This window comes from Peribacillus sp., assembly GCF_059453735.1.
In genome coordinates, this window is record NZ_JAZVJO010000298.1 from 1 (window position 1) to 4837 (window position 4837).

The 4837-nt window shown below is 41.9% G+C and carries 6 protein-coding genes and 1 pseudogene; 2 read left to right on the forward strand and 5 right to left on the reverse strand.

What is annotated here, in order from left to right; translation table 11 throughout:
• Positions 1-198 precede the first annotated feature (198 nt).
• The gene (locus AC52RT_RS09485; protein ID WP_495540513.1) at positions 199-537 is read left to right on the forward strand and encodes a helix-turn-helix domain-containing protein; all 339 of its coding nucleotides are present in this window, start codon (positions 199-201) and stop codon (positions 535-537) included.
• Positions 538-637: 100 nt separating this feature from the next.
• On the opposite strand, the gene AC52RT_RS09490 is transcribed toward AC52RT_RS09485, so the two are convergent.
• Genes AC52RT_RS09490 through ggt form a run of 3 tightly spaced genes read right to left on the reverse strand, consistent with a single transcriptional unit; the run spans position 638 to position 3360 of the window.
• Positions 638-1168, reverse strand: coding sequence for a chromate transporter (locus tag AC52RT_RS09490; RefSeq protein WP_495540514.1), 531 nt, complete (start codon positions 1166-1168; stop codon positions 638-640).
• Complete coding sequence (locus AC52RT_RS09495) at positions 1165-1722, reverse strand: chromate transporter (protein ID WP_495540515.1); 558 nt, start codon at positions 1720-1722, stop codon at positions 1165-1167. The genes AC52RT_RS09490 and AC52RT_RS09495 overlap by 4 nt, the downstream gene beginning before the upstream one ends.
• A gap of 27 nt (positions 1723-1749) precedes the next feature.
• The gene (ggt, locus tag AC52RT_RS09500; protein WP_495540516.1) at positions 1750-3360 is read right to left on the reverse strand and encodes a gamma-glutamyltransferase; all 1611 of its coding nucleotides are present in this window, start codon (positions 3358-3360) and stop codon (positions 1750-1752) included.
• A 194-nt stretch (positions 3361-3554) separates the two neighbouring features.
• On the opposite strand from ggt, the gene AC52RT_RS09505 reads away from it, so the two are divergent.
• Complete coding sequence (locus AC52RT_RS09505) at positions 3555-3773, forward strand: hypothetical protein (protein ID WP_495540517.1); 219 nt, start codon at positions 3555-3557, stop codon at positions 3771-3773.
• A 44-nt stretch (positions 3774-3817) separates the two neighbouring features.
• Here AC52RT_RS09505 and hpf read toward each other — a convergent pair whose 3' ends face one another.
• A complete protein-coding gene (hpf, locus tag AC52RT_RS09510; RefSeq protein WP_495540518.1) occupies positions 3818-4369 on the reverse strand; it encodes a ribosome hibernation-promoting factor, HPF/YfiA family in 552 nt (183 codons plus the stop codon).
• A gap of 229 nt (positions 4370-4598) precedes the next feature.
• Positions 4599-4837: pseudogene (locus tag AC52RT_RS09515) on the reverse strand (hypothetical protein); the annotation flags it as partial.

Below are 4837 nucleotides of genomic sequence, written 5' to 3' on the forward strand. Positions count from 1 at the left end.
TTTAAGAACAATTACATTGAGTATAATGGAACCCTTTCATGAGATAAACTCTCGTAATTAGCTAATTTCTTTAGGAAACTAGCGTTATTCTATTGTTTTTACATATTTTCTCTTTTTCACATAGATTTTTGTATTTTTTTAAGAACTATACGTTCTTAATAGAGTATAATCAGAGTAGAGAGGAGGAAAGATGTTTAAATGATAGGAAAAAAAATAAACGCGCTTCGTATGCAGAAAGGGTACTCGTTAACAAAGATGGCTGAAGAGACCGATATTTCAAAATCTTATTTGAGTTACATTGAACGGGGTATTCAGCAAAACCCTTCCATTAAGGTTTTAAGTAAAATTTCAGCCTTACTGAACGTTTCATTAGAAGAGCTCATGTCACCTCCGCCTCAAACTCCTAATATACTCGATGATGAATGGTATGATCTATTTGCTGAAGCTATCCAAACAGGGGTGACGAAAGAAGACTTCCGTTACTATTTAAGTTTTATCCGCTTTAAAAAAGAGTTCCCTAGAAAGAAAAAAAAGTAACCTGCGATTCCAATGGGAGAATGTCGGCTTCACTTTTTACGATAGGAAAAAGCCCCTGAATCGCAAGCCAGGATCTCCTGGCTTGGCTCAGAGGCTTTACTCATGAAAGAAAAAGTCCACCATACAAGAGTGCAGCTGCAATTACATAAGCGGGGTGCACCTTCCATTTATTCATCAGTAAATAACTGATGAGACCTATTACCAGCATTTGCAGAATCCCGATGCTTTCATAGGAGGAAAAAAAGAAATCATAGGCCATGACACCAAGCAGGACTGCAATAACGGGTCTCACGACAACCGTTAGTCGTTTAACCTTTGGCGAGCCCTTATGTTTGGTCAAAAGACCAAGGAGTCCAATCATTAAGAGCAGTGATGGTGCCACTGCAGCAAACACGCCCACGACTGCTCCTAGAATACCGGCTTGCTCAAAACCGATGTATCCTGCCATTTTGGTAGCAATCGGACCTGGCAATGCATTCCCTAGGGCGAGTACTTCACTAAATTCATGAAGCGACAGCCATTCATACCGATCCACCACTTCTTTTTCAATTAGTGGAATCGATGCAGGACCGCCTCCATAACCCAGTATTCCTGAGATAAAGAAAGCCCAGAATATTTGCAGATAGATCATGTTTCTGTCCCCCGATCCTTAGCATCCCGCTTCAGCAGGGCTCCGATTAGCAGAGCGAAAATTAAGATCGCAGGATGAACCTGTAGGACTTCCATTAATACTAAACCGACTACAATCAAAATAATGGTCCAAATCCATCCGAGACTGGATTCAGTTGATTTTTTGATAAAATCAATGGTCATCGTCAGAAGCATAACCCCAACCACCGGTACAACAGCAGTTGACATCCCCTTTACCCAGCCTTGGTCACGAAAGGCATTGAGACTCACCAACAGGACAATCATCAGAATGATGGTCGGAACAATCGTCGCCAGTACGCCATTCACCATCCCCCATACGCCGCCAACTCGATACCCAATGTATCCCGCTAACTTTGTCGCAATTGGTCCAGGCAGCGCATTGCCGAGCGCTAGGATGTCACTGAATTCATCCGCATCCATCCATTTATATGTATCTACCACTTCTTTTTGCACAAGCGGGATAGCAGCAGGTCCGCCGCCGAAACCAAGCATGCCTACTCTAAAAAATGCCATAAAGATCTGTTTTTGTTCCATTGCTCTCACCTTTTTTTCTCTTATTCTCTACCAGGCTGCAACCATGCCATCCGTACGTGGTTCCGTTCCACCCTGCAGAACCCCTGTTACGTGATCACGCCAAATAATCTGCCCTCTCCCAAACGTCCCTGAATGAAGGGATACTTCAATATGATGCCCTCTTTCGCGTAAGTCCTCCACGGTATCACTTGGGAAATTAGGTTCTACCTGAATGGTCTTTCCACCTACCCATTGCCAGCGCGGTGCATCAAGAGCAGCTTGAGGATGTAACTGGAAGTCAATCGTATTCATAATAACCTGCATATGCCCCTGTGGCTGCATATAACCACCCATAACACCAAATGGACCGACCGCTTCACCATTTTTCGTTAAGAAACCTGGAATGATGGTGTGAAAAGATTTTTTTCCTGGCTTTAATGCATTTATATGCTCTGGATTCAACGAAAAGTCATAGCCGCGATTTTGCAGTGCAATCCCAGTTCCTGGTACAACGATCCCTGAGCCGAATCCCATGTAATTGCTTTGAATAAAGGATACCATATTACCTTCATTATCGGCTGCTGCTAAATAAACCGTTCCGCCCTTAGGAAGGTCATAGGGCTGAGGAAGCAATGCTGCTTCGCCGATTTCATGGCGGCGTGTTTCGCCATATTCCGGTGATAGCAGCTGTTCAACATTGATCGTCATCTCATCCGGGTCCGTGATAAATGCCTTGCCATCCGTATAGGCAAGCTTCATCGCCTCGATTTGCTTATGATAAGTTTCCACTGCCTCTTTCTTTGTGAAATGAAAACCTTTAACAATATTTAAGGCGGACAGAGTCACAATCCCCTGACCATTCGGTGGAATTTCCCACACGTCGTACCCACGGTAGTTTACAGAAATCGGTTCCACCCATTGAGGTCGATAACTATTCAAATCCTCCAACGAAAGAAAACCATAATTTTTTATTGAAAAATCAGATATCTTCTTAGCTAACTCTCCACGGTAAAAGCTTTCCCCATTCGATTCAGCCAGCTTTCTTAACGTATCTGCATGATGAGGGGACCGCCAGATTTCTCCCGCTTTTGGTGCACAACCATTTGGAGCAAATGTCGTAAACCATTCTTCATATTCTTCCGTCATCAGTTCCTTTTTATAGCGTTGAAAGGCTGTGTTCCAACTTGCTGCAAGAACAGGTGAGACCGGGTATCCTTCTTCAGCATATTGAATGGCAGGTTCCAAGACTTCTGAAAGAGAAAGTTTACCAAACTTTTCTGAAAGCTCCGCCCATGCTGCGGGTGCCCCAGGGACTGTAACCGGGATCATTCCATGAGCCGGCATGGTCTCATATCCTTGTTCTTTCACCGCTTCAATCGAAATGGATTGTGGAGAAGGGCCGCTGGCATTCAAGCCGTAAAGCTTGTCCTTCATCCATACAAGTGCAAAAGCATCTCCGCCTATTCCATTAGACGTCGGTTCAACAACGGTTAAAGCAGCAGCCGTTGCAATCGCTGCATCCACAGCATTTCCGCCTTTCTTCAAAATGTCTAATCCCGCTTGTGCCGCGAGCGGCTGAGAAGTTGCCACCATCCCATTTCTCCCAAAAATGGTTTCACGAGTGGAAGGATAAGGCTTATACTGATAATCAAACTCCATCTTGTCACCCTCTTTATTAATTTTTTATACATTAAAATAGTAATCTACTATTTTTATTTAAATAAGGTAAATTAAGGTTAAATGTCCTTTGTACCTAATTCACTACTATATTCTCATGAAAAAATGGGTACAAAGGGATATAATTATATACAGCGTTGTGTATTTTTATGACAATTATTAGGAAGGGTTGTCTTATGCATTATCCAACATATGAACATCCAACCACCAAGGTCATCCACGTTGTTACAGATCAAACGAAATGTCTCTGCGGAGAGATTTATAATTCATTTTATCAATTGACCAGAAGAGATCTTCGTAACATCAAATTCAGAGATGTAGGGACGATCAATTGCTCCGATTGCTGCAATAAACTTAAAGAAGTACAGCGGGATCTGGTGAGTGAGAATTCATAGAAAAAACGCAGTTCTAGTTAAGAACTGCGTCCATCCTGTAGTCTTCAGTTTGGTTCAATCAATCCATAACGCCCGTCCTTACGACGGTAAACAACGTTTGTTGTATTGGTATCGGCATTAGTATAGACGAAGAAGCTATGGCCCAGCATATTCATTTGAAGAATGGCCTCTTCACTATCCATCGGCTTCAAATCAAAGCGTTTATTACGAACTACTTCTAATTCATCATCTTCTTCCTCAGGAAGCGTTTCAAAACTTGCTTCTAGGGGAGCGAACGTATCAGGAACCGTTGTAGTCGTTCTAAACTTACGATTAATTTTGGTTTTATGTTTACGGATTTGGCGCTCAAGCTTGTCGGTGATTAAATCAATCGCAGCATACATATCTGCATGTTCTTCTTCCGCACGGAGTACCAAATTAGGCATCGGAATTGTTACTTCAACTTTAGACGTTTTGTTGTTAACTTTTAGATTCACCATTGCATTGGCTTCTGGTGTATTACTGAAATACTTTTCCAGCTTATCAATCTTTTTCTCTACATACTCTCTTATTGCTGGAGTTACCTCGATGTTTTCACCACGAACGTTGTAATTCATAAAGTTAGTCCTCCTTTAAATAGCACTATAGGTATAATTCTACATTACCCCTTTGAAATCCTTCACAAACACTTATCGAAATGTGTCGAATTTTCAAAGCTTCCTGTCGAGAAAAGAAAGTTAATATTGGTATCGCTTACAACCTTATTATATCAATAATACAGAGAGAAAGAAAGATTTGTTAGAATAAACTAATAAAGATACAGCAGGGAACCGCCCACTGTACCTTTTAAGAAATCGTATAAGATGTTAATTGCTCTTGTACCTCTGCCTGCCAAACAGCAAAGACGGGATAAAATTGATCACGAATCAGCCTCTGTTTACCTTCACTCTTATTCCAAGTCCTCTCCAGATATTCAGCTTCCTCCACAACAAGCGAAAAACCTTGGATCACAGTAAGCAACGCAGAATGATCATAAAAATAATGAGCTAACTGATGGTTCGCTTCATCAATTTGAGCAAGACCGG

Coding starts and splice junctions, on each gene's coding strand:
- AC52RT_RS09485 (WP_495540513.1), top strand. CDS start 199: ATGATAGGAAAAAAAATAAACGCGCTTCGTATGCAGAAAGGGTACTCG.
- AC52RT_RS09490 (WP_495540514.1), bottom strand. CDS start 1,168: ATGATCTATCTGCAAATATTCTGGGCTTTCTTTATCTCAGGAATACTG.
- AC52RT_RS09495 (WP_495540515.1), bottom strand. CDS start 1,722: ATGGAACAAAAACAGATCTTTATGGCATTTTTTAGAGTAGGCATGCTT.
- ggt (WP_495540516.1), bottom strand. CDS start 3,360: ATGGAGTTTGATTATCAGTATAAGCCTTATCCTTCCACTCGTGAAACC.
- AC52RT_RS09505 (WP_495540517.1), top strand. CDS start 3,555: ATGCATTATCCAACATATGAACATCCAACCACCAAGGTCATCCACGTT.
- hpf (WP_495540518.1), bottom strand. CDS start 4,369: ATGAATTACAACGTTCGTGGTGAAAACATCGAGGTAACTCCAGCAATA.